Here is a 22,293-nt window from a genome sequence, read left to right as displayed (position 1 = left end):
CTGGGAATTCCAACGACTCGCAATACCGGCAAAAATATGCATCTCGCGCGTGACCCCGATGGACGGTTGTCTGTCAAACCAGCGCATCATTATCGAGGCTTCTCAGCATGAACGAATTACAAGATCTGATTGATAACAACGAACGCTGGGCCGAAGCGATCAAGCAGGAAGATCCGGACTTCTTCTCCAAGCTGGCCCGCCAACAGACACCGGAATACCTGTGGATTGGCTGTTCCGACGCCCGCGTGCCGGCCAACGAAATCGTCGGCATGCTGCCCGGCGACCTGTTCGTCCACCGCAACGTGGCCAACGTGGTGCTGCACACCGACCTCAACTGCCTGTCGGTGATTCAGTACGCGGTCGACGTACTCAAGGTCAAACACATCCTCGTTACCGGCCACTATGGCTGCGGCGGCGTGCGCGCCTCGATGCAGAACCGTCAACTGGGCCTGATCGACGGCTGGTTGCGCTCGATTCGCGATCTCTATTATGAAAAACGCGAAGAACTCGCCAAGTTGCCCACCGAAGAAGAGCAGGTCGATCGTCTCTGCGAACTCAACGTGATCCAGCAAGTGGCCAACGTCGGGCACACCAGCATCGTGCAAAACGCTTGGCACCGCGGACAGAACCTGTCGATTCACGGCTGCATCTATGGCATCAAGGACGGTCGCTGGAAAAGCCTGAACGCGACCATCAGTGGCTTCGAGCAACTGCCGCCGCAATACCGTTTGCGTCCGGTCGAGGCGTTGTAACGCCCTTCAACAGAGCGTTCGCCGACGCCAGTGTTGCAAAAACAACTGGCCGTCGGCGTTCGGCGGTTCATCGTAGCCGGTGATCCAGCCTCGGCAGTCGAACGAGCCACACCGGCAAGCGAACTGACGCAGGAGTTTGTCTTCAGTGGCGGCATAGTTCATCGTCAGCTGTTCGCCTTTTTTGATGTCCTTCAGCGCCCATAACCACAGCTCGCTCATGTCGAGAAATACGTTTGGGTCGCAGGAGTGACGAAGCAACCCGCAGAAGCGCGGGTCGTAGACATGGATGCCACTGGCCAGTTGACGGGTATGCCGGCATCGATAAGGCAGCAGGTGCCCCGACGCCCGACAAATTCGGCTGATGCGTGGAAAGTCTCGAAGTGCTGCGACGGCTGCCGCCGATCCGTTGGCGTTGTCGATAATCTCGAAGTCGGCCCTGGAGGGAAATCCAAGGCGAACGGGTAACTCCGCAAATGGATAAATCCCATCGGGTGGTTGTGCAAGAGTCCGGAGCGGGGAGTGGGTTTTCATAACGATCCTTGTCGGCTAGGTGCTGGGACCTCCGTCAGCTGACGACCTTGTCAGCCCTGCAACGCATGGTACGTCTCAAGCCTCTCGCAAATGAAACAGCGGGTCTACTGTCATAACTGACAGTAGACCGGCCGTTCATCGTTTTACAGATGCGGTGCAGGGATCGCAGTCGCGGGTACCGGGGCTTTCAGCTGTTTGAGCTGAGATTTGATCGGTGCCGTCGCGCACTTGGCCACGGCTCGTTCAGGCGCCAGGTTGCGGATGGAGGTGTAGAACAGCTCGCAGGTTTTTTCTGACTGGGCCACTTGCCAGGTTTGGGTGCAACTTTTCAATTCAACGTCGGGATTGCTGTCCGGCTGGCGGCCCATGGCGGCCTGCCAGCACGCGGCACTCAAGTCCTGGCCCATAACTTTCAGGCCCGCCGCGTCGGCCTGGGCCTGGGCATCTTTACCGGTGTAGCTGTCCGGGTTGGCGGCGTACCAGATGTAACTCGGGTGGTTGGAACCCAGCACTGGCACTTTCACCCCGTCGCTCGGACTGATGCTGACAAGGCCCAGTACGTTCACGGTCGGCCCGTATTGCTGCTTGATCCAGTTACGCACTGGCGCGCCGAAGGCGACCATCGGCAATGCCGCACCGCTGGCGTTCTGGCTGAGTTGCTTGACCATCGTGGTCTGGTAGTCCTTGAAGTAGTCGTAGACACCTTCCAGATCTTTGCCGGCGCTGGAGGGGGCGGCAATCGGCGCGATGTCGATGATGGTCTGGTAGCCCGGAGTCTGGTCGGCAGGGATTCCGTTGTCAGTCAGCAGTGTGGCCCAGCGATCGGTGGTGGCCGATTTCAGGTAATCCTGAGCCTGGGTCAACGAGTAATCCGGTGGGAAGTGCAGCAACTCGACGCTTTTGCGGTTTTCCAGGGCCATACCCAGTGGCAGGAACAGATACCAGCTATAAGCCCACTTGCCGTCGGCATTCAACTTGCTGGCGCCGGTGTAGGCCAGATCGCCGGCATCGAGCAACGCCGCCAACGGTTTTTCATAGCCATTGGGTACGCCGATGATTTCGGCGTAGAGCTGATCGTTATCGGTTTTGACCAGCACTTTCGCCGCGCTGTAACCATCGCGCTGCACGCTTTGGGTCAGGTAATGCTCGACGGTCTGCTCCAGCGTCCAGTTGCGAAAGCAGATCACATTGCAATTGTTGGGGTAGGCGAACAGACGGGTGACGCGTTCGGTGTTGCCCAGCTTCAAGTCGACATCGGCATGGGCGGCGGCACTCAGGGTGAGGGCCGCGAAGGTGAGTCCTGCGAATTTGAACATGCTCAGATCCTTATCAGCGTGTGGGCCCTTAGCTTCGGGGTGCATACATACTGAAACAGACTGGACCGAACAAGAAGTAGGGGCTGATAGATATATCAGCCCTTTTTTGCTGTTACAGCGGTGCGAGTTTTGCTTTTATTGAACGGGCCGGGCTTTGAGCTGATCCGCCGCAGCCTTCGCCAGATCCTACAAATCCCCGGGTTCAAGGTGCCGGTGACCCGCTTTAAGCGCAGGTTGTCGAGGGTGTAGCGAGTGTTGTTGTAGTCGCGCACTGAGGTGTAGGGCTGACGCTGCGCATCCAGTACGTCGACGATGTTTCGCGTGCCTTCCTGCTCCAGATCATTTTTACCGCCCCTCTCATTCATTGACGTAAGAGCTTGCAAAGCAGAAACGTCTGGCTGTACTCGAGGACCCTTCCTACATAAATCCCTTTTCCCCGTTGATAACGTGCCCGCCAGTTTCGCGAGCACAGACCATGGACGGTTTGGACGTCGCGCTTTTATATCCTCTCTGCTTAAGGATAAGCGTATGTTCGGGTCGACCAATACGGCGCATTTCGCGCTGCACATCCCCGCTGTTCGTCACGATTTCAAAGTCCTTGCCTTTGACGGTGTAGAGGCCATCAGCGCCTTGTACGCGATCCACGTTGAATTGGTCAGCGAGCATCCGGATTTCGATCTGGAGAGCCTGCTCAGCCAACCCGCATTTCTCCAGTTCGGTCTTAACGGCGAAGGCCTTCATGGCCGTATCGAAGAGGTGTTCGTGGGTGAGGCCGGCAAACGCCTGACTCGCTATCACCTGACCCTGGTGCCGGCGCTGCATTATTTGCAGTTCAGCTACGACCAACGGATTTTCCAGCACCTGACGGTGCCGCAAATCATCGCTCAGGTGTTCAAGGGTCACGGCATTCAGGCCGATGCGTTTACCTTCCATGTCAGCACCAGCCCCGAGCGCGAATACTGCACGCAATATGGGGAAAGCGACTTCGAACTAGTCCAGAGGCTGTGCGCCGAGGACGGCATCGCGTGGCATCATCAGCATTCGCCAGACGGTCATCTGCTGGTGTTCACCGACGACCAGACCTGGTTCCCCAAACTGGGCGAAACGCCTTATCAGCAAAACTCCGGCATGGTGGGGGAGCACCCGGTGGTCAGCCAGTTTTCCATGCGTTTGCGCACCCGCACCAGCACGGTCACGGGCCGGGGCTATGACCTGAAACGGCCGAGTCTGCTGCTGGAGAGTCGCTTCACCGCCGAGTTCAGCCCAGAGCTTGAAGACTATCGTTACCCCGCATTAATCGAGAACGAAAAACGCGGTAAACAACTCGCTCGTCAGGCCTTGGAGCGGCACCGTGCCGATTACCAGTTGGTCGAGGGCGAAAGCGATCAGCCCACGCTGCGCTGCGGTCACTTCTTCGACCTGACCGAACACCCGCGCAAAACCTGCAACGATTTGTGGCTATTGCTCGGCGTGACGCACGCTGGAAAACAGCCTCAGTCACTGGAAGAGGCCATCACCAGCGACGTCAAACCCGAAGACGGCTTTACCCAAGGCTATCGCAACCGCTTCAGCGCCATTCCCTGGGACGTGTTCTACCGTCCGCCAATGCGTTCACGCAAAACCGTGCTGGTCAGCCAGACCGCCCGCGTCACCGGGCCGGTCGGCGAAGAGATTTATTGCGATGAATATGGCCGTGTCCGTGTCGAGCTGCCGTGGGATCGGACCGAACTCAACAGTGAAAAAAGCAGTTGCTGGCTGCGGGTGTCATCCAACTGGGCGGGTGAAAGCTTTGGGGCGGTGACCATTCCGCGCATCGGCATGGAAGTGGTGGTGACCTACCTGGAAGGCGACCCCGACCAACCATTGATCACCGGGTGTGTGGCCAACAAGGTCACGTCCGTGCCGTACGCCTTGCCCGAGCACAAAACCAAAACCGTATTGCGCAGCCACAGCTCCCCGCACACCGGCGGTTACAACGAACTGTCGATTGAAGACCGCGCCGGGCAGGAGCAAATTTACCTGCGGGCGCAGCGCGATATCGAGCAACTGATCCTCAACGACAGCGATACCAAGATCGGTAACGACCGCCGCGAACAGATCACTCGGGACAGCCACAGCCTGATCGGTAACGACCGTTTCGAACAGGTGGACAACCACAGCGCCAGCCTGATCAAGGGCGACGAGTTGCACACCACCCAAGGTGTGCGCAACACGTTGATCGGCGGCAACGAGCTGATCTCTATCAGCGGAAACAGCAGCACCACGGCAGAGGGCACGCTGGTGATTCAGGCTGGCCCTCACGCCCATGTCACCGCTGCCAACGTGGTGATTGATGCGGGCATGAGCCTGACACTCACGGCCGGCGGTCACCACATCGTGATCAACTCGGGCGGGGTTTTCAGCAGCGTGGCCATTGTCGAGGGTGGCGCGCCAGTGGCCGGCGTGCTTGTGCAAGCGGCGCTTTCATTGGTTCCTGTGACTGCGCAGGCCCTGATTGCGCCATCCCTGGCTGCGCAAAAACTGGCATTGACTCAGGCAGCACAACAGGCCTCAGCGATCTGTGCCGTGTGTCAAAAACTGGCGGAGACATCGGCATGAGTCAGGCTTACCTGCTGTTGGATCGCGCCCAGATTGAACGTCTGCCTGAGTGTCTGTTTGAGCTGGGGAGCACAACGTTTCAATCGCTTTACCTCAACACCGCTTATGGGCCATTGGAGGAAGTCGGGCCGGTCTTGGTGCCTGTTGCTACCAATAGCCCGCTGGCCCAGACCTTTTTTCGGGACTGGAGCGCGATGTGTGGCATCTGGCTGGAGTCAGAGGCGCAAGAAGCTGTGGTGCTTGAGCATTTACGTAGCCTGATTCACGTTCGTGTCGAAGGGGATATCACGGTCTTGTTCCGTTACCACGACCCGCGTATCGCGGCATTGTGGCTAGCGCAGTTGCCCGCCTGCGAGCGTGATCGCCTGATGGGGCCGGTGCGACTGATCCGGCTCCCGGAACTGGATATCCACCAAGAACATCCGGATCAACCCGCTGCACCGTATGCGCATGAGCCTTGGTTGTTCCTGTCTGCGGAGCAACTGGAGTACTTGGGCACCGCCCAACGGCAGCGCTTCGCCCAACGGTTGATCGAACACTGCCAGCAGTACTTTTCCGAATACCTGCAAGGACTGGACGCCTTTGCACTGCAACAGTGGGCATCTCACTGCCAGCACACTGCCGAACGTCACGGTTACAGCGCCATCGATGAAGTCCTGCTCTGGGCTCGCTTCCACGCTGCGCTGGGCGCTGACTTTCCCGATGCACCTGATCACGCCGCTTACCGAAGGATGTTGGCCGAGCCCGGTGTCTCGCCCGAGCAACGGCTGGATAACCTGAATGCCGAACTGACGCGTCAGCAGCTCACCGACAAGGAGTCCGGCGTATGAGCGCAGAAAAACTGGCGATGATCGACCGAGCCGCTCAGGCCGAACGCGCCGCCAAGGCTCAGCCTCATGTCGACATCAACAGCCCGATAGCGCCGTGCCCAGCCAGCCAATCCGAGCTGTTCGTGGTCCCCGTGCGCTATGCCTTGGCTGAAGAAAAAGCCGACAGTCCTTGCTGCATTCCCGGCGTCACCACGCAAAGCCGCCCCATGGCGGCGCGTCGCTTGCGCACGGGGTTTGTTTATCTGTGGCAGGACAAAGGCCCCCTTAAACGGTATGCCGTCTCGCCGAATGGTCTGCTCAAAGAGCAAGCGCTCGACGCCGATGCGACCCCGGTGCTCGACGGCACACTGACGGGCCTGGCCCTGGAAAAAATCCACGACGCGTGGATGCTCTACAGCGAGTTCCCATTGAACCCCGAGCACTGCCAATCGCTGAGCGACAGCGCCAAACGCCGTGCGCACATGCGCCATGTGGCCTTGCGCGCCGTGGCCAATGAACTGCAAGCCGAGCATTGCCCGCCGCTGGAAAAAGCCGTTGAGGTCATGGCTGAACTCATCCCGCGCACCTTCGCCCAATCCCTGAAAGCTGACCCGCAACGGGACGCTGAGGATACCGACGCGCTGGGCGAAACCGTGATGAAAGACCCGACCCCGGCCAACATCAAGGCCTACACCGACGCCATGCACCGCGTGCGTGAGCGCGAGAAAGCCATCGCCCAACATCCCGGCGCCAGCGACCAGCCGCCAGGCGAGTGGAGCGCCGAACCATGGGACGGTCAGGGCACTCAGGATTGGCTGGACAGCGCCAAGGTACAGGCCAAGGAGTTATTTCCCGTGTTCGCCTGCCTGGACGACGACCTGGGCGTGCTGCGTGATATCAACCATGAACAGGAATGGGTCGAGGCTGATCACGAAAAATGGTTGGGCGAGAATAATCTGCGGCTGAGCATCGGCGGGTTTGTGCGCAGCCTGATCAGCGAAGACGGGGCCGAACTGGCCGGGTCCATCAGCTACCGCTACAAGGCTCGCGAAATCACCCTCACACCCGAACAGGGCCAAGTCATGCTCGACACCCAGCATCGGCTGGATGAAGAACTCAAGGCTGAAACCCGGGCCCGTCAATACGGTGGCCAGCCCACTCAGGCCGAAGCCAGCGCCCGCGATGCGCGAACCGCAGCCATCGTCGCCCCGGTGCGAGCCTTTATTCCGGCGGACTTGTACACCGAAGTGGAATTCGTCGTCCGCGAATACCGCGCCGAAAAACACGCCAACCTCAATAACCATTTCTTCAGTGCCAAGGTCGGCGAATACATCGACCTCGAGGCGATGAACACCTGGTTCGCGCAGACCGCAGCGGCGCACTACCACCAGATCGAGCAGCGTCACACCGCCTTGTTTGCCGACCGGGGCGTGTACCTCAACCGCTCCCTCAGCGGCACCTGGTTTGTTGATTACGACGATCTGGCGACGCGCCACTGGCTGACCGAATTGGCCACCGGCTGCCTGACCGCCCAATGCCTGCGCGCCGAGGGCGCCGAACAATACGCCGACTACGTGCGAGCCGCCGACGGCGGTGCCTTGAAACAACTGTTCAACGCCTGGGCGCCCTCGATCGATGCGGCCGTTAACAACACCTCTCGACTGGGCGAGTTGATGGCGGCACTGGCCTCCGACAACATCAGCGCCACTCATCAGGTATTGGCGCCTTTGAGCGCAGCGGTTCTGGAAGACATCGCGGCCATGGCCCGAGACGTCAGCAGCCAATGGAGTGTGTTGGTCAACCGACTGGCGGCTTCGCTGTTGTTGCTCAAGGGGGGCAACAACTTTAGCGGCTCATGGATGGGCGTCTTTGTCGCCGCGCGCCTGGGCAGCGACACGCGTTTGCAGTCCGTCACCGAGGCCGGCCGGCAGGTGTGGAAGTTGTTGGGGCAACAGGCCGAAGCACTAGGCGACTGGGCGAAGGCGACCGGGAAAGCCATTGGTGCGGGGCGTGTGGAGCGGATTGTTAAATCCAGCCTGGTGATCAACAGCGGTGGGGTGGTGCCGTTGGCGGCGTTGTTGTTGAACGTGCTGAATGCGCACAGCTATTTGAGTCAGGCGGCGGTGTTGGAGGGGATGGACAGTCGGCGGGTGAATGACGCGGTTTCGGCTACGTTGTATGCGGCGGCGGCTTTGGTGGCGGTGGTTGATAATCAGGTGCGGAAGGGGTTGGGGAAGGATCGGTTCTTTATTCGCTCATCTGCGGCTCCGACGCTGACGCTGTTTGGTGGGGTGATAGGTGGATTGTCATTTGTCGCAGCAGGAGCAGAATTCAAGTCCCTGCAAATACAACTCGAGATCGCCCAAAACCGAGTCGACCCGTGGCTGAGGATGCGTCAGGTCGTGGTCGGTGGACAAATAGCGGCCTTCGGCGCCCAAGCGCTGTTAGGGTTTGGCTACACTGCCCGCGCCTTGGCAGGTTCAATAACCGCCGAAGCCGCCATCTCGCGTTACACGCTGTACATGGGGCCGTTGAACTGGCTCATTCTCGTGCTGGGTGTTCTGCACCTGATCACCACGGTCTTGAAGCAAACCCCGCTGCAAAACTTCCTGAGCTTCTGCTGCTGGTCAAAAGCGCGTGCTATTGATCTGGAACCTATCGCGCCCAAAGCCCAACAGGACGAACTCGACCGGCTGTACTTCATCCTTTATGCACCTCGGGTCAGCATGCAAAGCAGCTCGGTGGTGGGCAGTGGCAATGGCCCATCCGGGCTGACTTCGGTCAGTTCCATTAATGCTTTGACCATCGATTTGCCGGGGGCGGAGCCGGGTAGTGCCTATCTGGAACTGAGCATGGTCGGTGACCCGTTGGATACCCAGGCCTCCCGCGACCTGATAAAAAACAGCCCGTTCAACCACTACAAAGCACCGCGTCCCTGGCGAGACATGACGCCTCATTGGTTGTCCAGCAGCGTCTGTCAGTGGATACCGCAGGAGGAAGGCCAAGGCCTACGCATTAGAGGTCCTTTCAACACGCTAAAGAGCGTATTGGGCACGACACCCAGCACTGTTTCCCTGCGTTTGCGGTATCGCACGCCATTGACCGCGATGCTCGGCGCCCGAACCTTTATCGGCGGCGAACGAGGGTTTGCCTTTACCCTCAATCACGACACCGACGTGATAGCGCTATGGGCGGACCCGACGCCCCAACTGGATCATGTACCGAGTTACCCGCTCGGCGAGGACCACCTAGGCGCCATTTACTTGCAACCCAAGGACAAACGATGAGCACGCCACCGGCTGGCACCACGAAAAAACGGATGCTTTCGCGCAATGACTATTTGGCGCCGTTGCCCATCCCTACGGGTAGAAAACCCTCAGATGTGCTCAACACCATTTGGCGCAAGAACGAGGTATTTCTTGATATAGGCAACTACAGCATCGGTTCGGCGGTGATGGTGCTGTGGCCGGGAGTGATGTTGTTTTTATCTCTGGCTTACGGATTGAGAAATATTTCACCTGAACTTAGCGCTTTTACTCTTATTGGGGGTGGGGTTATTACTGGCATCCCAGCGCTGTTTATAATCCAAGGCCTCTTCCGCGAAGTGCCCCTACCCGTGCGCTTCAATCGCCAGCGCCGAGAAGTCTGCGTCCCCCGCGACGATGGCAACTACTGGATCGTCCCTTGGGAAACCGTGACAGCCGCCGCCACCCAGCACTCGTCGGTCAGCCAAGCCGGTAAAGCCACGATGGGTTTACTGATCATCGGTTTCGAAAACCCAGACCCACTGGCCAAGGAAGACAACAAGCATTTCTCCCTAGGCTTCAACTGTGGTGGCGGCACCACGGCCATGGCGCTGTGGGAGTGCATGCGCAGCTACATGGAGATTGGTTCGGAGGCTGTTGAGGATCAGACGGCACGTTTCGACAGGTCTAAAGGGATATGGGCGACCTATCTGGACGATCTTATAAAAGCCGCAAAAATGAGAGGCTGGCCTTTAACCATCTTGTGGGAAGGTTTCTGCGGGATCTTCATTTTCAACACGCTGCTGATCGACGTCCTTGAACGGTGGAAACTGAATCCGCCGCCAGACCTGCCCTATCCCGACATCATCGAATGGTCAAGACCATTACCCCCCGAGCAGTGGGCCAAACGCTCTCCAGAATTGGAAGAAGCCATAGCCAAACGCGAGGCTGAACTGGCCGCGCAGGCGGAACAAGCGTTGCTTATGGAACAGTCTTAGAAACTGTAATGCCCCAACTTCCCTCACTACCAATCCCCGGACACGGTGATCTACCTGTTTACGACGTGTGCCTCCCGGCGAACCTGCGTCCCGACGCCGATCGTTTGATCCGCTATCTGCACGAATTGCCACATCGGCGAGTGAAGTACTGCCCCTGGTGTGGCAACACCAACTTGAACCTGCAAAATCATTTGGCCCGACAACGGCTCCCGCGTTACTACTGCGGTTCCTGTCGCAAGTGCTGCAACAGTTTGAGCGATTCGCCCTTTGCACACATGCGCCGGATGGACCTGTGGTCGACGTTTGCCGTGTACCTGCTGGCCGGTTGGTCCAGCGTCCAGATCGCGCCTCGCTTGGGGGTGAACCACAAGGTCTACTTCAGCTGGGGGCAGGCGGTTCGGGAGGTGATGGCGGAGGAGTGTCCTGAGTTGCACCAGTGGTGGACGACACGCCATTACCGGGAAAACCTGCAACCACCCGAGCACATTGCAGCGCAGCAGCAAGCGGTCATCACTTGGATCGAGACGATGCTGAACGCACAGCACGCAACGTGCCCAAGGTGTGGGGGAACGCGGACCTATCGAATTAAAGGTATTCGCCCGAAGTTCAAGTGCGATCCCTGCGTGACCTGCTTTTCCATTCTGTCCGGGACGCCGCTGGTCGGGATGATTCGACCTGAACTCTGGGTCGATTTCGTGAAAGGGGTGATGGATGGCCAAAGTATCCCGGACCTTAAACGGCGCTCAGGGCTGGGCATGGGCGGCAGTACACGCTGGCGTGAGCAATTTTTGTTGTTGATTGAAACGTTGGGGCACCCTGAACTGTTGCAATGGATCACCTGGATGCGCAGTCGTCGTAATAACGAAGCGGTCAGCTTTGTGCGTCAGGGTGGTCACCTGGACAAGGCAACGCGCTCTATTTATCCGCAAGGAACGCGTAAAGGCAGGTTTGTTTCCCAAAAGTAGGCGCCGCGAAGGCTGCGATCTTTTGATTTTTTGCATGTCTGCAATACGTGTAGGACTGCTCCCATTGTGGCGAGGGCGCTTGCTCCCGCTGGGTGGCGAAGCTGCGCCAGATCCTGCCGCCTCATTCCTACAGGCACACCGCAGTGTCCGGTTTTACGACGACTGCGCCGCCGAACGGGGCGATGCGGCGTTCCGACAAGCCCCCTTGCCAACAGTGCTTGGTCCTACACCTCGGTTGCAGCCATCAAAGTCGACGCTTATAGTTCGCTCCGTCTGCTGGCTTCGGTCAGCGACAGGGTTTCGCAGCCCTTACGATATGAGTAGCTCTCCTTTTAGATACGAGGACGATTTACTTATGACAATGAACAACCCGCCCCACCGCTTCACCCCCATGTCCCAATTCGCCACCGACTACCCCGTCCTGCTCATCGACAGCGACGCCCCGCTACGCGAACTCCACAACTGCGTCAGCGAACGCCTCAATGCTGTCCTCAAATACTTGCATCTGATGGCCTGCACCAGCCTGCCGGACTACGCCGAGAACGATATCAACACCGTCACCAACATCGCTCGGATTATGGTCCAGGATGTAAGCGATGTATTTTGGGTGATTGAGCAGCGCGGTTTTGAAACGCCCAAAAATCAGTAGCTAATTTTCAGCCATAAAAAAACCCGCATTTCTGCGGGTTTCTTGATGCGTTACGGCATCACCGGCGCCGTGTACGTCAACGTCGTCCCCAACGCCCATAGCAGAAACAGCACCAGCGGCGTGTGCACCAGCAGTTGCACGAACGAAAACCCGATCAAGTCCCGCGCCTTCAACCCGAGCACTCCCAGCAGCGGCAGCATGTAGAACGGGTTGATCAGGTTCGGCAGGGCTTCGGCGGCGTTGTAGATCTGCACGGCCCAGCCCAGATGGTAGTTCAGGTCGGTGGCCACTTGCATGACGTACGGCGCTTCGATGATCCACTTGCCCCCGCCGGATGGGATGAAGAAACCGAGGATCGCCGAGTACACGCCCATCAGCAGCGCGTAGGTGTCGTGGGACGCGATTTGTACGAAAAACGTCGAGATGTGGTGAGCCAGCGTCTGAGCGTCAGTGCCTTTGACGGTGGTCATCAGCGCGGCGATTGAGCCGTACAATGGGAACTGAATCAGTACGCCAGTGGTGGTCGGTACCGCGCGGGACACTGCGTCAAGGAAGCTGCGCGGGCGCCAGTGCAGCAGGGCGCCGAGCATGATGAACAGGAAGTTGTAGGTGTTCAGCCCGGAAATCGCGCTGATCGCAGGTTTAGTCGAGAACTCATGGAACAGCCACCCGGCCGCCAGCAGCACTAGCAAAATCGTCAGCAGCGGGCTGTACTCCAGCCATTCGCCGGGGCGGGTGCGCGGTTGCAATGGCGGCAAACTAAAACTCGGATCGATCCCGCAGGCCTTGGCATCACGGGCCGAGTTCGGGCCGGGTGCAGTGGCGTAGGCAATGATCAGCGAGATCACGATCAGTGCCAGCAACATCACGCCGGACTGCCAGAGAAAGATCGTTTGCGTGAAAGGAATAACGCCGGTGATCGACAGAATCGACGGCGGCAGGCTGGCCGGGTTGGCCTGCAATTGCGCGGCGGACGAGGACAGGCCCAAGGCCCACACCGCTCCGAGGCCCAGATAGGCGGCGGCACCGGCGGCACGGTAATCCATTTTCAGATCGGTACGGCGGGCGAGGGCGCGCACCAGCAAACCGCCAAACACCAGCGACAACCCCCAGTTCAGCAGCGACGCGACCATGGAGATCAACGCAACCCAGGCCACGGCCGAGCGGCCATTTTTCGGGAGCCGCGCCAGCCGGTCGATCAGTTTCACCGCCGGTGGCGAACTGGCGACCACGTAACCACCGATCACCACGAAGGCCATCTGCATGGTGAACGGGATCAGGCTCCAGAAACCGTCACCGAAGGCCATGGCGGCGTCGGTGGGCTTGGCACCCATAAACAGGGTGGCCACGGCGACGATAATCACCGCCAGTGCGGCAAACACCCAGGAATCGGGGAACCAGCGTTCGGCAAAGCTTGAACAGCGCAGGGCAAATCGGGCAGAGCGGGTATCTTCGATATCAGCGGCCACGGGTATACCTCGAATTTTTATGTTTGTTGTGGTCTTCAGGGCCGCAAAGGCCCGTCCAGAAAGGTGCCAACAGTAAATCAATCGGTCCTTTTTTGTGACCAGGTTTTGCGAGGCTGAGACTTTGGTCTAACGGGTTGTCCGTTTGCGCGTTTGCGTAGACCATGGGCGCCTTGGTTTTTTGCCTATGCCAGAGTTCTTTTCATGACTGCCAATACCGATTCGCGCCCGGCGTCGTTCAACCGTTCGGACTACAAGACCCTGGGCCTTGCGGCGTTAGGTGGCGCGCTGGAAATCTACGACTTCATCATTTTCGTATTTTTCGCCCTGACCCTCAGCCAGCTGTTCTTCCCGCCGGAAATGCCGGAGTGGCTGCGCCTGCTGCAAAGCTTCGGGATCTTCGCCACCGGTTATTTGGCGCGGCCGTTGGGCGGGATTCTGATGGCGCATTTCGCCGACAGACTGGGCCGCAAGAAGGTCTTCAGCCTGAGCATCCTGATGATGGCGCTGCCGTGCCTGTTGATCGGCATCATGCCGACCTACGCCCAGATCGGCTATTTCGCACCGCTGCTGCTGTTGGCCCTGCGAATCCTTCAGGGTGCGGCGGTGGGTGGTGAAGTGCCGAGCGCCTGGGTGTTCGTCGCCGAGCATGCACCGGCCGGGCATCGCGGTTATGCCCTCGGTTTCCTGCAGGCCGGGTTGACCTTTGGTTACCTGATCGGCGCCCTGACGGCGACGTTTCTGGCACAGGCCTTCACCCCGGCAGAAATCCTTGATTACGCTTGGCGTTACCCGTTCCTGCTGGGCGGCGTGTTCGGCGTAATCGGCGTCTGGCTGCGCCGCTGGCTCAGCGAAACCCCGGTGTTTATGGCCATGCAGGCGCAACGTGATGCAGCCGTCGAGCTGCCGCTGCGCACGGTCTTGCGTGAGCATCGTCTGGCTATGCTGCCGGCGATGCTCCTCACCTGCGTACTGACCTCGGCGGTGGTGGTGTTCGTGGTGATCACCCCGACCATGATGCAGAAAACCTTCGGCATGACCGCCAGCCACACTTTTGCCTTGAGTGCCTTGGGCATTGTTTTTCTGAATGTCGGCTGCGTCCTCGCTGGACTGCTGGTCGACCGCATTGGGGCCTGGCGTACGGTGATGCTCTATAGCTTGCTGCTGCCACTGGGCATCGGCGTGCTCTATACCTGCCTGATCATCGGTGGCAACTGGATCGGCCTGGCGTACGCGGTGGCCGGTCTCAGTTGTGGGGTGGTCGGCGCGGTGCCGTCGGTGATGGTCAGCCTGTTCCCGGCGCGGATTCGTGTCTCGGGCATTTCCTTCACTTACAACATCGCCTACGCCGCCTGGGCGAGTATCACACCGTTGTTGCTGATCGGTCTGATGCCGTGGAGCCCGTGGGTCTGCGTGATCTTTTGCGCGGTGATGGGGGCTGTGGGTGTGAGCAGTGCCGCGTATTTCGGGACGCGGATGCCAAAAGTTGGAAGCTGTTCGCCTGCTGGCGCGATGTAATCGAAGGTAGGACCGTTCATGTAGCAACTATTTTTGTAGGGCAACTCTGAAACACGCTTCAGAAAATAACCCCTAGGCCGATGGCTAGGAGCGTACCGCTTTCTATCCCTATCCATCGGTGTATCCCCATGTTCAACAAACGCTTGAAGCAGGAGCTGTCGGCTCTTCGCGAAGAACTCTCCAGCCTCCAGCAAGTGAAGGAAAGTCTGGAAAGCGAGATGTTGGTCCTGACCCTCGATACCGATGGGCGGATTCAATCGGTCAACCACAATTTCCTCGGTGAGTTGCTCTACAAAAGCAACGACCTGATCGGCCGGCACATCGAAGACATCGTCCCGGCCCATGTGAAATCGGACGAATTCCACCACCGTTTCAAAGCCGCCCTGACCCGTGGCGAGCACTTTGCCGGCACGGTGCGATTGTTGCGCGGCAATGGCCAGGAAGCCTGGCTGCGCTCGATCGTGCAGCCGGTTCGGTCGGCGGACGGTCGGATCAAACTCTTCTCGATTTACTCCAGTGACCTGACCCGCACCATCGAGGCGTCCCGTGATCATGAGAACCTGATCGGTGCGCTCGTGCGCTCCACGGCGGTGATCGAGTTCGACCTCAATGGCAACGTACTGGCAGCCAACGACCGGTTTCTCAGCGGCATGGGCTACAGCCTGGCGCAGATCAAGGGCAAACATCACCGCACCTTCTGCCAACCGGAGGATTACAACAGCGCCGCGTACCAGGACTTCTGGCGCCGCTTGAATGCAGGCGAGTTCGTCGCCGACCGTTTCAAGCGCGTTGACAGCCACGGTCGCGCGGTCTGGCTGGAGGCTTCCTACAACCCGGTGGTCGATGCCAACAATAAGCTCTACAAAGTGGTGAAGTTCGCCACGGTGATTACCGATCAAGTCAATCAGGAGCAAGCCGTCGCCGAAGCGGCGAACATTGCTTACAGCACCTCGCAGCAAACCGACAGCAGCGCGCAGCGCGGTAACGCCGTAGTGACTCAGGCGGTGAACGTGATGCGTGACCTTGCTAGGCACATGCAGACCGCCGGCGAAGGCATCGAAGCGCTGAACGAGCAATCGCTGGTGATTGGCACCATTGTCAAAACCATCAGCGGGATTGCCGAACAGACCAACCTGCTGGCGCTCAACGCCGCCATCGAAGCCGCTCGGGCCGGCGAGCAGGGTCGTGGTTTCGCGGTGGTGGCAGATGAGGTCCGGCAATTGGCTTCGCGCACCAGCCAGGCAACCGATGAAATTGTCAGCGTGGTGCGTCTGAACCAGGACATGGCGCGCAACGCCGTGGCGCTGATGACTGAAGGCAAACTCCAGGCGGAGCAGGGGCTTGCGCTGGCGGCAGAAGCGGGCACGGTGATTGTCGAGATTCAGGACGGTGCACAGAAAGTGGTGAACGCGGTCGGGCAGTTTGCCAATCAGCTGGCGACTTGATACCTGCCATCCCGGTGGAAATCGCTACAATCAGCGTTTTCCCCAGGAGCAGCCATCATGAGCGTTTCTCACCGCCGTCCGGTTCCCTTGGCCAAGGCTCTGCAGCCGTAAGCAGCCGGCCTTTCACACCCAAACGTCATTCTGCGCAGTGAGCTCGCCACCTTCGTTGCCAGTGTTCAGCACACCCTTGGGTTCGATCAGCAGGAGTTTTACTTCCTGCTCGGCGAACGGTTTGTGCTCGACACCTTTTGACACCACATACATTTCGCCAGCGTTCACCAACACGTGGCCATCGCGAAAGTCGATGCGTAATTGCCCTTCGAGCACGATGAAGGTTTCGTCGGTATCAAGGTGATCGTGCCAGATGAAATCTCCCAGCAGTTTCACCACCTTGAACTGGTAGTCGTTCATTTCGGCGATGACCCGAGGCGTCCAGTAGGGGCCGATCCTGGAGATTTTTTCAGCGAAACTCAGGCTTTCGTAAGCTTTCATGAAGCTGCTCTCGTGGTTGATCGTAAAGCCACGATAACCCGCGCTTCGAGCATGCTTCTTGAACGATTGTGCGTGGCTCAGCGTCGGTGCATTTTCATCCAGCGGGCCGGCGACAGGCCGTAGGTTTTGCTGAACTGCCGGGTCATGTGGCTTTGATCGGTGAAGCCGGCGATCAGCGCGGCGCTGACCAGTGACTGGCCCTGGATCAGCAGCGAGCGGACCAGGTCGAGGCGGCGCATAGTCAGGTATCGATAAGGGCTGGTGCCGAACAACAGGCGAAAATCCCGCGACAGGCTCCAGCGATCGCGCCCGCTGTGTTGCGCCAGTTCTTCCAACGTCACGGTGCGATCCAGGGCGCAGTGAATGAATTCCCGCGCACGTTCGGCGGCCACGTAGTCGAAGCTCTGGCGGGTGGCAGGCACGCCGGAAACGCTGTTCAAGGCTTGGGCCAGATCGAACAGCGCATCCTGCTCTTCCATAGGCTCGAGGGGACAATCGATGCTTCGCAGCAGCACGGCGGTGGCGGCGAATAAACGTGGATCGGTCGACAGTCCGGTCTTGATAAACGGCAACGGCTGGCCGCCGAGTATCTGCTGGATCTGCGCCGGTTCGATGTACATCATTCGGTATTGGAACCCGGTCTCGGTGCCGGCTTCGCCATCGTGAACTTCGTCCGGGTGCAGCACCATGGTCCCGCCCGGCAGACTGTGGCGCCAGCCACCGCGGTACTGAAAACTCTGCACACCGGCCAGTGTGTGGCCGATCGCATAGGTGTCGTGGCGGTGAAGGTCGTAGCCGTGGCCTGCAAAAAACGCCTCGAAACGCTGAAGCCCGCCGACGTCGGGCGCGCGGTGGAACCAGTCGATGGTAGGCGTGTTCTTGGCCATGGTGTTAGTGCCTTGAGCTCGATGCGCAATACGTTACTCCACTGACCAGCCGCCTGTCTGCTGCCGATCGAATCTCCCGGCGGGTAGAAAATCCCGGACTAATGTTGCAAGGTGTTGCATATTTCTTAAGCCACGAAGGCGCCCCACATCATGGAATTATCCCACCTGAGCTACGCCGGTCCGTTGTTGTCGTTGGCGCTGTTATGGACGGTCGCGGTGGTGACGCCGGGGCCGAACTTCTTCAGCACCGCACAACTGGCCGCCAGTTGCTCCAGACGCCATGGCGTTGTCGCCGCACTGGGCGTGGCCACGGGGACCGTGCTTTGGGGGTTGGCGGGTGGTTTGGGTATCAAGTCGCTGTTCAGCGCCGCGCCGACGCTCTATCTGAGTTTCAAGATTGCCGGCGGTTGTTACCTGATCTATCTGGGTTTGAAGCAGTTCAAGCAAAAAACGCCGAGTGTGCCGGGCGATAGCAGCTCGTTGAATGGGGCAGGTCGCACGCTGCTATCAGCTTATAGCCGGGGCTTTGTAGGCAACATGACCAATCCGAAGGCCGCGCTGTTCGTCGCAACAATTTTCGCCACTGCCATGCCGGCTTCACCGCCACCGATGTTGCTGGCGCTAGCCGTGTTGACCATGGCGACCTTGTCATTCAGTTGGTATTGCAGCGTGGCACTGCTGTTTGCCAGCCGTCGGTTCGCGGGTGCTTATGATCGTTCGCGTAAGTGGCTGGATCGCTTCGCTGGAAGTTGCTACCTACTGTTCGGCGCGCATCTGGTGGCCAATCGTTGAGATGTTTTTAATGAGCAAACTGCGGGTAGGAAGTCGTGGTGCCGGCTGACATCAGCATCGAGTCCAGCGAGCGCATTCGTGCCCTGGCCGTCAAGGCGTTTCAGGCGTTGGGCTGTTCGGGGCTGGCTCGGGTCGACGTGTTCCTGACCAACAGCGGCGAAGTACTGATCAATGAGATCAACTCGTTGCCCGGCTTCACCCGCATCAGCATGTACCCCAAGCTATGGCAGGCCACCGGTATGACATACACGTATTCAAAGGCACCATCAGTCAATTGCAGCCCGGCGCGGTGATGCCGAAGTCTCACTGAAACTGTCAGGCAGCAATGAACGGGTGGCCATGGTGACGATGGAAAGCGTGAAGAACCTCGGCCTGGCGGTCGGCAAGGAAGTGATCGCGCTGGTGAAGGCGCCGTGAACTCCGAAGTCGTCATCCAGCTCGACGGCGGCACCGAGGTCTATTCGATCGTGACACGCCAGGCTGTGGCAGAACTGGGCCTGGCGCCCGGCCTGAGTGCGACGGCGGTGATCAAGGCGTCGCATAATTTTGGGTGTGCCGGCCTGATTTCAAGAGTCGGCTGGCACCTGGTCAAGCCTGCGTTACCGGCTTGATCAGGCTCTGCGCGGGTATCCCGAATAAATCGTGAAGTTTCCAGATCATCGGAAGCGTCAATGCACGTTCGCCATTGAGCACTTCATACACTCGGTTTGTGCGACCTATAGCGGGTGCGAGGTCTGCAGCAGACAGACTGGCCTGCTCCATACGAAACTTAATCGCATCGATCGGATTGGATAAGTCCACGGGAAACCGCTTCGATTCATAGGCTTCGATCAGCGTGATCATAATGTCAAAGTAATCACCCTCAGGGGTGCCAGGCTCTGGTTCGTTGCCGAACAACGCTGACACGTTTTTGAGGGCTGCACGGTAGTCCTCGTCGGTGTGAATGGGGCGAATGTTCATGGGTTACTCCATCTCGACGGTATCAGCGTCGATCGCGTCGTACTGTTTGTGAGTGCCGACAATATCCACACTCTATCCAAGAAGCAGTCACTTGCGGGTAGGAAAAGGCTGCGTGAAGTGGCCGATCAGGCTTTATCAGGTGTAAAAAAGGGCCCACCTCCCGGTAAGCCCTTGCTCTTTCCTGCGTACGACTCAATCCCCCAGCGCTGCTCCCTCACGTCGCGGGTCGGCCCCTCCCGCCAACGACGTTCTCCCCTGCGCATCCTTCACCCGAACAATCGCCTGGATCCCGCTGGTCATGTCGATCTCGTTGACGCTGTGCCCTTTGTCCTTCAGCGCCTGAATCAGCGCCGGGCTGAACTGCCCCTGTTCCAGTTCTGTCGGACCGTTGCGGCTGCCAAAGTTGGGCAGGCTGATGGCGGTTTGCGGATCAAGGTTCCAGTCGAGCATGCCGATGGTGGATTTGGCGACGTATTCGATGATCTGCGAGCCGCCGGGGGATCCGACGCTGGCGAGGAATTCGCCGCTCTGGCGGTCGAAGATCAGGGTTGGGGCCATGGACGAGCGCGGGCGTTTACCAGGTTCGACGCGGTTGGCGACCTTCTGGCCGTTCTCTTCGGGGATGAATGAGAAGTCGGTCATCTGGTTGTTGAGCAGGAAGCCCTGGACCATCAGGTGTGAGCCGAAAGCCGATTCCACGGTGGTGGTCATGGACACGGCGCCGCCTTCGTCATCGACCGCCACCACTTGCGAGGTGGAGATGCGCAGCGGTGAGCGGTCCGGCGCGTAGGCAACCTGAATGCCCGGAGGGGTGCCGGGTTTGGCTGTGCCCATGCTGCGATCCCCGATCAGCGCGGCGCGGCTGGCCAGGTAAGTCGGGTCCACCAGACCTTTGACGGGGACGGGCACGAAGTCGGCGTCGGCCACGTACAGCGCGCGGTCGGCGTAGGCCAAGCGCTCGGCCTCAGAGATCAGGTGCACGGCTTCAGGCGCCGGTTCGATGCCCGCAGCTTTGTTTGTCTTGACCGGCTTTAGTGGCGCTAGGGCAAAACGCGGGTCACGGGTTTCCAGGGCCTGCAAGGTGCCGAGGATCTGCGCCACGGCGATCCCGCCCGAAGACGGTGGCGGCATGCCGCAGACCTGCCAGCGTTTGTAGTCGGTGCACAGCGGTGCGCGCTCCTTGGCGCTGTAGCCGTTGAGGTCCTTCAGCGACAGGCTGCCGGGGTTGGCGTGGCCCTGAACCTTGGCGACGATCTCTTGTGCGATGGGGCCTTTGTACAACGCATCCGGTCCTTCCTTGGCGATGCGTTTGAACACAGCGGCCAGTGCCGGGTTTTTCAGCGCGGTGCCGACGGCTTTCGGACTGCCATCGGCATTCAGGAAGTAGGCCGCCATGTCCGGCGAGCTTCGCACGGACGAGTCCGAGGCGATCAGCTGGTGAAGGCGTGGCGAGATGGCGAAGCCTTGCTCCCCGAGTTTGATGGCCGGTTCGAACAGCTGCGCCCACGGCAGGCGACCGTGTTTCTGATGGGCCAACTCAAGTGCCCGCAACACACCCGGTGTCCCCACCGAACGACCGCCAATCTGCGCCTGGGTGAAGGGCATCGGTTTGCCATCGGCTTGCAGGAAAAGTTTCTCGGTGGCGCCGGCCGGGGCGGTTTCGCGACCGTCAAAAGTGCGCACGGCCTTGCCATCCCACAGCACGATCAACGCGCCACCGCCAATGCCCGAGGATTGCGGCTCGACCAGCGTCAGCACGGCCTGCATCGCAATCGCGGCATCGATTGCCGAACCGCCCTGGCGCAACATCTCCCGTCCGGCCTCGGCGGCCAGCGGATTGGCCGCGGCCGCCATGTGTTTTGCGGCGTGTTGGGTCTGCAGGTCGGCGCGATAACCCGAAGCGATTTCCGGCGCAACAGGCAACGTCGAAGAGGTCGGGGCACTACAGGCTGCGAGGGTTAAAGCCGTGGCAATCAGCGAAAAGCCTGACAGGCGATAGAGGCTCAAGTGGAAGGCTGAGAACACGTGGGGGCACTCCGTCCGTGGGAAAGATCAGGGGACTTTATCGGCCGACAGGGAGTGACGCAAACCAAGGCCTACCGCAAAGACACTTTTGTCCTTCATGAAGTAGTGGATTCTCTGTAGGGTCGAGGGCAACAGACCGGCCAGAAGATCAACAAGAGGCAAACATGCAGACCGAGTTCCCCCGCCCAGCCAAGTTACCGTACCCAGTTTTACGGCGGACGGGCACCGAGCTGGTCGACCGCACGTTGCATCAGATCATTCAAAAGCATGTTTCCCATGCCGAAGTGGCTATGTGTTTCGACTTGCACACCGGCGCCGGGGAGTACGGTCATCCGATGTTGCTGACCATTACCGAGGCTGCCTATCCAGCGCTTGCGGATGCGCAGGCCATTTACGGCCCGTGGCTCTACACGCTGCTGACCGGCGTCGACACGCTGAGCGAAACCGGCGTTGCGGCCACCGCCACCGGTTACACCTCGCAGGCGTTGATCAATGCGCTGCCGCACGTGCGGTTGATGCCGTTTGATTGTGTGCGGGACGTATCTGGGAGCGGACGTTCATCGTCATCTGCGCGACGATCACTGGCTGCACCTCTTGGGTGGCTCGGCGCGGTTATTCGGCGCACTTTTCTCGAGGCATAAAAAAACGGCCTACCTTTCGGTAAGCCGTTTTTAGTACTTGGTGGCTACACAGGGACTTGAACCCCGGACCCCAGCATTATGAATGCTATGCTCTAACCAACTGAGCTATGTAGCCAAGTGGCGCGCATTATTGGCTCGTAATGATGATGTGTCAAGCGTAAATCTAAAATATTTCTCTACGCTTTCAACCGCTTATCCACCTGA

The 22,293-nt window shown here is 59.3% G+C and carries 17 protein-coding genes, 1 tRNA gene and 5 pseudogenes; 14 read left to right on the top strand and 9 right to left on the bottom strand.

Annotated elements, in window-relative coordinates:
• Positions 1 to 107 precede the first annotated feature (107 nt).
• The gene (gene can / locus ACYZTU_RS24380) at positions 108 to 752 is read left to right on the top strand and encodes a carbonate dehydratase (RefSeq protein ID WP_461966153.1); all 645 of its coding nucleotides are present in this window, start codon (positions 108 to 110) and stop codon (positions 750 to 752) included.
• 6 nt (positions 753 to 758) lie between these two features.
• Here can and ACYZTU_RS24375 read toward each other — a convergent pair whose 3' ends face one another.
• From ACYZTU_RS24375 to ACYZTU_RS24365, 3 genes and pseudogenes are all read right to left on the bottom strand, one after another.
• On the bottom strand, positions 759 to 1,283 hold the full coding sequence (locus ACYZTU_RS24375) for an SET domain-containing protein-lysine N-methyltransferase (RefSeq protein ID WP_461966152.1): 525 nt from the start codon (positions 1,281 to 1,283) through the stop codon (positions 759 to 761).
• Positions 1,284 to 1,426: 143 nt separating this feature from the next.
• Positions 1,427 to 2,599, bottom strand: a complete 1,173-nt coding sequence (locus tag ACYZTU_RS24370) for a hypothetical protein (RefSeq protein ID WP_461966150.1) — start codon at positions 2,597 to 2,599, stop codon at positions 1,427 to 1,429.
• Between the two features lie 135 nt (positions 2,600 to 2,734).
• Positions 2,735 to 2,931, bottom strand: a pseudogene (locus ACYZTU_RS24365) (channel protein TolC); the annotation flags it as partial.
• 196 nt (positions 2,932 to 3,127) lie between these two features.
• Here ACYZTU_RS24365 and ACYZTU_RS24360 point away from each other — a divergent pair.
• From ACYZTU_RS24360 to ACYZTU_RS24335, 6 genes are all read left to right on the top strand, one after another.
• Positions 3,128 to 5,197 (top strand): type VI secretion system Vgr family protein, encoded by a 2,070-nt coding sequence (locus ACYZTU_RS24360; RefSeq protein WP_461966148.1) that lies wholly within the window; start codon positions 3,128 to 3,130, stop codon positions 5,195 to 5,197.
• On the top strand, positions 5,194 to 6,027 hold the full coding sequence (locus ACYZTU_RS24355; protein ID WP_461966146.1) for a DUF4123 domain-containing protein: 834 nt from the start codon (positions 5,194 to 5,196) through the stop codon (positions 6,025 to 6,027). Before ACYZTU_RS24360 ends, ACYZTU_RS24355 begins: the two co-directional genes overlap by 4 nt.
• On the top strand, positions 6,024 to 9,293 hold the full coding sequence (locus ACYZTU_RS24350; protein ID WP_461966145.1) for a toxin VasX: 3,270 nt from the start codon (positions 6,024 to 6,026) through the stop codon (positions 9,291 to 9,293). The genes ACYZTU_RS24355 and ACYZTU_RS24350 overlap by 4 nt, the downstream gene beginning before the upstream one ends.
• Positions 9,290 to 10,249 carry a hypothetical protein gene (locus tag ACYZTU_RS24345; protein ID WP_461966144.1) on the top strand — a complete coding sequence of 320 codons (960 nt, stop codon included), beginning with the start codon at positions 9,290 to 9,292 and terminating at the stop codon, positions 10,247 to 10,249. The genes ACYZTU_RS24350 and ACYZTU_RS24345 overlap by 4 nt, the downstream gene beginning before the upstream one ends.
• Before the next feature lie 251 nt (positions 10,250 to 10,500).
• A complete protein-coding gene (locus ACYZTU_RS24340; protein WP_461966142.1) occupies positions 10,501 to 11,214 on the top strand; it encodes a transposase in 714 nt (237 codons plus the stop codon).
• A 355-nt stretch (positions 11,215 to 11,569) separates the two neighbouring features.
• Positions 11,570 to 11,863, top strand: coding sequence for a fructose-bisphosphate aldolase (locus ACYZTU_RS24335; RefSeq protein ID WP_461966140.1), 294 nt, complete (start codon positions 11,570 to 11,572; stop codon positions 11,861 to 11,863).
• Positions 11,864 to 11,913: 50 nt separating this feature from the next.
• On the opposite strand, the gene ACYZTU_RS24330 is transcribed toward ACYZTU_RS24335, so the two are convergent.
• A complete protein-coding gene (locus tag ACYZTU_RS24330) occupies positions 11,914 to 13,332 on the bottom strand; it encodes a short-chain fatty acid transporter (RefSeq protein WP_461966138.1) in 1,419 nt (472 codons plus the stop codon).
• 201 nt (positions 13,333 to 13,533) lie between these two features.
• Here ACYZTU_RS24330 and ACYZTU_RS24325 point away from each other — a divergent pair, with 201 nt between their 5' ends.
• The 3 genes and pseudogenes from ACYZTU_RS24325 to ACYZTU_RS24315 all read left to right on the top strand — a co-directional run bounded on the left by ACYZTU_RS24325 (position 13,534) and on the right by ACYZTU_RS24315 (position 16,292).
• Positions 13,534 to 14,847 carry an MFS transporter gene (locus ACYZTU_RS24325; protein ID WP_461966136.1) on the top strand — a complete coding sequence of 438 codons (1,314 nt, stop codon included), beginning with the start codon at positions 13,534 to 13,536 and terminating at the stop codon, positions 14,845 to 14,847.
• Between the two features lie 80 nt (positions 14,848 to 14,927).
• Positions 14,928 to 15,704: pseudogene (locus ACYZTU_RS24320) on the top strand (PAS domain-containing protein); the annotation flags it as partial.
• The gene (locus tag ACYZTU_RS24315) at positions 15,684 to 16,292 is read left to right on the top strand and encodes a methyl-accepting chemotaxis protein (protein ID WP_461971152.1); all 609 of its coding nucleotides are present in this window, start codon (positions 15,684 to 15,686) and stop codon (positions 16,290 to 16,292) included. The pseudogene ACYZTU_RS24320 and the gene ACYZTU_RS24315, both read left to right, overlap by 21 nt.
• Positions 16,293 to 16,415: 123 nt before the next feature.
• Here the strand turns inward: ACYZTU_RS24315 and ACYZTU_RS24310 are convergent, their stop codons facing one another.
• Both ACYZTU_RS24310 and ACYZTU_RS24305 read right to left on the bottom strand, forming a co-directional pair.
• A complete protein-coding gene (locus ACYZTU_RS24310) occupies positions 16,416 to 16,784 on the bottom strand; it encodes a cupin domain-containing protein (protein WP_461966134.1) in 369 nt (122 codons plus the stop codon).
• 77 nt (positions 16,785 to 16,861) lie between these two features.
• Positions 16,862 to 17,671 carry an AraC family transcriptional regulator gene (locus ACYZTU_RS24305; RefSeq protein ID WP_461966132.1) on the bottom strand — a complete coding sequence of 270 codons (810 nt, stop codon included), beginning with the start codon at positions 17,669 to 17,671 and terminating at the stop codon, positions 16,862 to 16,864.
• A gap of 150 nt (positions 17,672 to 17,821) precedes the next feature.
• On the opposite strand from ACYZTU_RS24305, the gene ACYZTU_RS24300 reads away from it, so the two are divergent.
• From ACYZTU_RS24300 to ACYZTU_RS24290, 3 genes and pseudogenes are all read left to right on the top strand, one after another.
• Complete coding sequence (locus ACYZTU_RS24300; RefSeq protein ID WP_461966130.1) at positions 17,822 to 18,463, top strand: LysE family translocator; 642 nt, start codon at positions 17,822 to 17,824, stop codon at positions 18,461 to 18,463.
• Between the two features lie 29 nt (positions 18,464 to 18,492).
• Positions 18,493 to 18,714, top strand: a pseudogene (locus tag ACYZTU_RS24295) (D-alanine--D-alanine ligase A); the annotation flags it as partial.
• Positions 18,687 to 19,027 (top strand): annotated as a pseudogene (locus ACYZTU_RS24290) (TOBE domain-containing protein). The pseudogenes ACYZTU_RS24295 and ACYZTU_RS24290, both read left to right, overlap by 28 nt.
• Positions 19,028 to 19,051: 24 nt before the next feature.
• Here ACYZTU_RS24290 and ACYZTU_RS24285 read toward each other — a convergent pair.
• Together ACYZTU_RS24285 and ggt are read right to left on the bottom strand one after the other, a co-directional pair.
• The gene (locus tag ACYZTU_RS24285) at positions 19,052 to 19,423 is read right to left on the bottom strand and encodes a helix-turn-helix domain-containing protein (protein WP_461966128.1); all 372 of its coding nucleotides are present in this window, start codon (positions 19,421 to 19,423) and stop codon (positions 19,052 to 19,054) included.
• Positions 19,424 to 19,615: 192 nt separating this feature from the next.
• Complete coding sequence (gene ggt / locus ACYZTU_RS24280; protein WP_461966126.1) at positions 19,616 to 21,448, bottom strand: gamma-glutamyltransferase; 1,833 nt, start codon at positions 21,446 to 21,448, stop codon at positions 19,616 to 19,618.
• Between the two features lie 207 nt (positions 21,449 to 21,655).
• On the opposite strand from ggt, the pseudogene ACYZTU_RS24275 reads away from it, so the two are divergent.
• Positions 21,656 to 22,048 (top strand): annotated as a pseudogene (locus tag ACYZTU_RS24275) (DUF2817 domain-containing protein); the annotation flags it as partial.
• A 79-nt stretch (positions 22,049 to 22,127) separates the two neighbouring features.
• On the opposite strand, the gene ACYZTU_RS24270 reads toward ACYZTU_RS24275, so the two are convergent.
• A tRNA-Met gene (locus tag ACYZTU_RS24270) sits at positions 22,128 to 22,204 on the bottom strand.
• Positions 22,205 to 22,293 lie beyond the last annotated feature (89 nt).

Source organism: Pseudomonas sp. HLT2-19-2, assembly GCF_054898005.1.
This window is presented reverse-complemented; position numbering and strand designations above follow the sequence as displayed.